This window comes from Streptococcus hyointestinalis, from assembly GCF_041225505.1.
Taxonomy (GTDB): domain Bacteria; phylum Bacillota; class Bacilli; order Lactobacillales; family Streptococcaceae; genus Streptococcus; species Streptococcus hyointestinalis_B.
The window spans coordinates 1-3,510 of the sequence record NZ_JBCLSK010000069.1; the positions used below are offsets into that span (position 1 = coordinate 1).

The window sequence follows — 3,510 nt, forward strand, 5'->3', positions numbered from 1 at the left end:
TACACCATGTACAGCTATAACTTCCTGGCCTTTCGCTATGTCAACGTCTTGCTGACGGTTGTCTTGCTAGCGGTTTTGGTGGGGAGTTTGGTTTTGTTGCTCTTAAGGCGTGCGCCAAAGACGACGACAACGCTTCTAGCACTGTTTTCAGTGGTCACCTGTGCGATCTTGTTTGCTTTTCGCTCTGCCATTAATCTCGGAGAAAGCCTAAACAAGTCCACTTTTTACTCGGAAGTGGAGATGAGTGTGGTGGTGCCAAAGGACAGCTCTATCACCTCCATTGACCAAGTGACGACGGTTGACGCACCAACCTCTAGTGACTCGGACAATATCACAGCTCTGATTGATAAGGTCAAGTCAGACAAGGGCGTCAGCCTCAAGACGACAGAAGTGGACTCTTATCAAAAAGCCTACACCAATCTGATGAGCGGCAGCTCCCAAGCTATGGTTCTAAACAGTGCCTACTCGAGTCTCCTCGAGCTGCAGGACAAGGACTTTAGCTCTAATCTCAAAACCCTCTACACTTACAAGGTTAAAAAAGCGACCAAGTCAACGGCAACCTCAGCCAACAAGGATAGCTTTAACATCTATGTGTCAGGGATTGATACCTACGGCTCTATCAGCACCGTGTCTCGCTCAGACGTCAATATCATCATGACGGTCAATCTCAAGACCCACAAGATTTTACTAACCACGACCCCACGAGACAGCTACGTGCAAATCCCAGATGGTGGCAACAACCAATACGACAAGCTGACCCATGCGGGTATCTATGGAGTGGATACCTCTCGTAAGACTCTGGAAAACCTCTATGGCATCACCATTGACTACTATGTCCGCCTTAATTTCACGTCCTTCTTGAAACTGATTGACGCTATTGGCGGCATTACCGTCTACAACGACCAAGCTTTCACCTCTTACACCAACAAAAACTACAGCTTTGAGGTGGGCAATGTCACTCTGGACTCCGCTGGAGCGCTAGCCTTTGTTCGTGAGCGCTATTCGCTAGAAAATGGGGACAATGACCGTGGCAAGAACCAAGAAAAAGTCATCTCTGCCATTGTCAATAAGCTAGTGTCGCTCAACTCACTAACCAAGCTCTCCACCATTGTCTCTAACTTACAAGACTCCATCCAAACCAATATGCCACTGTCTGACATCATGGAAATCGCCAACTCCCAGTTGTCCTCAAATGACAAGTTCACCGTGACTTCACAAGCGGTAACTGGTACTGGCTCAACAGGGGAATTGACCTCTTATGCCATGCCATCAGCCAGTCTCTACATGATGCAACTCAACCAAGACAACATTGATAAAGCCAAGGCAGCCATCAATGCCACACTAAATGCCAACTAAAGGAACGGGTATGATTGATATTCATTCACACATTGTTTTTGATGTTGATGATGGTCCCAAGACCCTAGAGGAGAGTTTAGCCCTTATCGGCGAGAGCTACCGTCAGGGAGTGCGCACCATCATCTCGACCTCCCATCGGCGCAAGGGCATGTTTGAAACGCCTGAGCGCACCATTCATGAGCACTTCCGAGTGGTCAAGGAAGCGGCAGAAGAGCGCTACGAAGATTTGACCATTCTCTATGGCGGTGAGCTCTTTTACACCGAGGACTTGCACCAAAAGCTGGAGAAGGGCATGGTGCCGACCTTGAATGGCACTCGCTATGCGCTGATTGAGTTTAGTATGCTCACACCATGGCGGGAGATCCACTCGGCCCTCACCAAGGTTTTGATGCTAGGCATCACCCCAGTGGTCGCCCACATCGAGCGCTACAATGCTCTTGAGTACAAGGCGGATCGGGTGCGGGAGTTGATTGACATGGGCTGTTACACCCAGATTAACAGTAATCATGTCTTAAAGCCCAAGCTCTTTGGCGATAGCGAGAAGCTCTTTAAGAAGCGAGCACGCTATTTTCTAAAGGAAGATGTGGTGCACTGCGTTGCCAGTGACATGCACAATCTGGATAAGCGCCCGCCTTATATGCAAGCAGCTTATGAGACCATCTTTAAAGACTATGGGCGCCACAAGGCGCATGCCTTATTCAAGGGCAACCTTGAGAAAATCATTAGTAACCAAGTATTATAGGAGACCGTATGAACGCGAAGGAAACTTCAACCATTGAAATTGATGTTATTGTCTTGCTTAAGAGCTTGTGGCAGAAAAAGTTCTTGATTCTTTTTGTGTCGCTTTTTGTCGCTGCACTCGCCTTTTTAGGCTCGACTTTCCTCTTACAAAAGGAATACACCTCAACGACACGGATTTATGTGGTCAATCGTACCGATAACAACATCACCAACCAAGACCTGCAAGCTGGTAGCTACTTGGTTAATGACTACAAGGAAATCATCACCTCAGCGGATGTCATGAACCAAGTCATTGACAAAGAAAACTTATCCTTGACGCCTAGCGAATTGTCTAAGAAAGTAGCGGTCACTATCCCAACGGATACCCGTGTGATTTCCATCTCTGTGGAAGACAGCAATGCCAAAGAAGCGGCTCGTCTAGCCAATGCCGTTCGTGAAGCTGCGACGACAAAGATCAAGGAAGTGACTAAGGTGGAGGATGTGACGACGCTTGAAGTCGCTAAGGTCTCAAACACCCCATCCTCACCCAACACCAAGCGCAATACCCTGCTTGGCTTTTTGGTCGGTGCTTTCCTCTCTATGGCAGCTGTCATCCTAGCAGAAGTGCTCGATGACCGTGTCAAGTCAGCCGAAGATGTGGAAAACAGACTGGAGCTCACCCTCCTAGGCACTGTCCCTGATATGAGTAAACTATAAGGAGATACGATTGATGACACGTTTGACGATTGCTTCTAAAAAGCAAAGCTTATACGAGAAAGCTGAGGAGTATTACAACTCTATCCGTACCAATATCCAGTTTAGCGGTAGCGATATTAAGAGTATCGTGTTGACCTCTGTGCAACCTAACGAAGGGAAAACCACAACAGCAGTCAATCTAGCTATTTCCATGGCTAAGGTGGGCTTTAAGACCCTCTTGATTGATGCGGATACCAGAAACTCTGTGCTGTCTGGAACCTTCCGAGCAGAGGGCAGTGTGGTGGGCTTGACCAGTTATCTGTCTGGCAATGCCGAGTTGGCAGAAGCCATCTGTGAGACCGATATCCCAAACCTCATGGTCATTCCAGCAGGACAAGTGCCACCAAACCCTACTCACCTCTTACAAAATACCAATTTTACCCACATGATGGAGATGACCAAGCAGTTGTTTGATTATGTGATTATCGATGCGCCACCGATTGGTTTGGTAGTGGATGCGGCCATTATCGCCAAGAGCTGTGATGGTGCCATTATCGTGACCGAGTCTGGCGCCATTAAACGCCGCTTTGTCCTCAAAGCCAAGGAGCAGCTCGAACACAGCGGCACCCAATTTTTAGGGGTCATCCTCAATAAAGCCGCCCATAGTGTGGGTAGTTACGGTGACTACGGTAATTATGGGGAGTATGGACAGAAAGAGAAGAAATCTCGTAGAAGAAA

General features: G+C 47.9%; 4 protein-coding genes. All 4 read left to right on the forward strand.

What is annotated here, in order from left to right:
* The coding region (cpsA, locus tag AALA56_RS09785; protein ID WP_369909855.1) for an LCP family glycopolymer transferase CpsA at positions 1-1,356 on the forward strand (1,356 nt) is incomplete at its 5' end.
* Between the two features lie 10 nt (positions 1,357-1,366).
* Positions 1,367-2,098, forward strand: a complete 732-nt coding sequence (gene cps4B, locus AALA56_RS09790; protein WP_369909857.1) for a capsular polysaccharide biosynthesis protein Cps4B — start codon at positions 1,367-1,369, stop codon at positions 2,096-2,098.
* 8 nt (positions 2,099-2,106) lie between these two features.
* Positions 2,107-2,793: a Wzz/FepE/Etk N-terminal domain-containing protein gene (locus AALA56_RS09795; RefSeq protein WP_277650001.1), complete on the forward strand. Its 687-nt coding sequence runs from the start codon at positions 2,107-2,109 to the stop codon at positions 2,791-2,793.
* A gap of 13 nt (positions 2,794-2,806) precedes the next feature.
* Positions 2,807-3,510 (forward strand): tyrosine-protein kinase (locus tag AALA56_RS09800; protein ID WP_369909856.1); only part of this gene is annotated, 704 nt, incomplete at its 3' end.

Excerpts from the sequence above, each read along its gene's own strand:
- cps4B (WP_369909857.1), top strand. The coding sequence starts at position 1,367 with ATGATTGATATTCATTCACACATTGTTTTTGATGTTGATGATGGTCCC.
- AALA56_RS09795 (WP_277650001.1), top strand. The coding sequence starts at position 2,107 with ATGAACGCGAAGGAAACTTCAACCATTGAAATTGATGTTATTGTCTTG.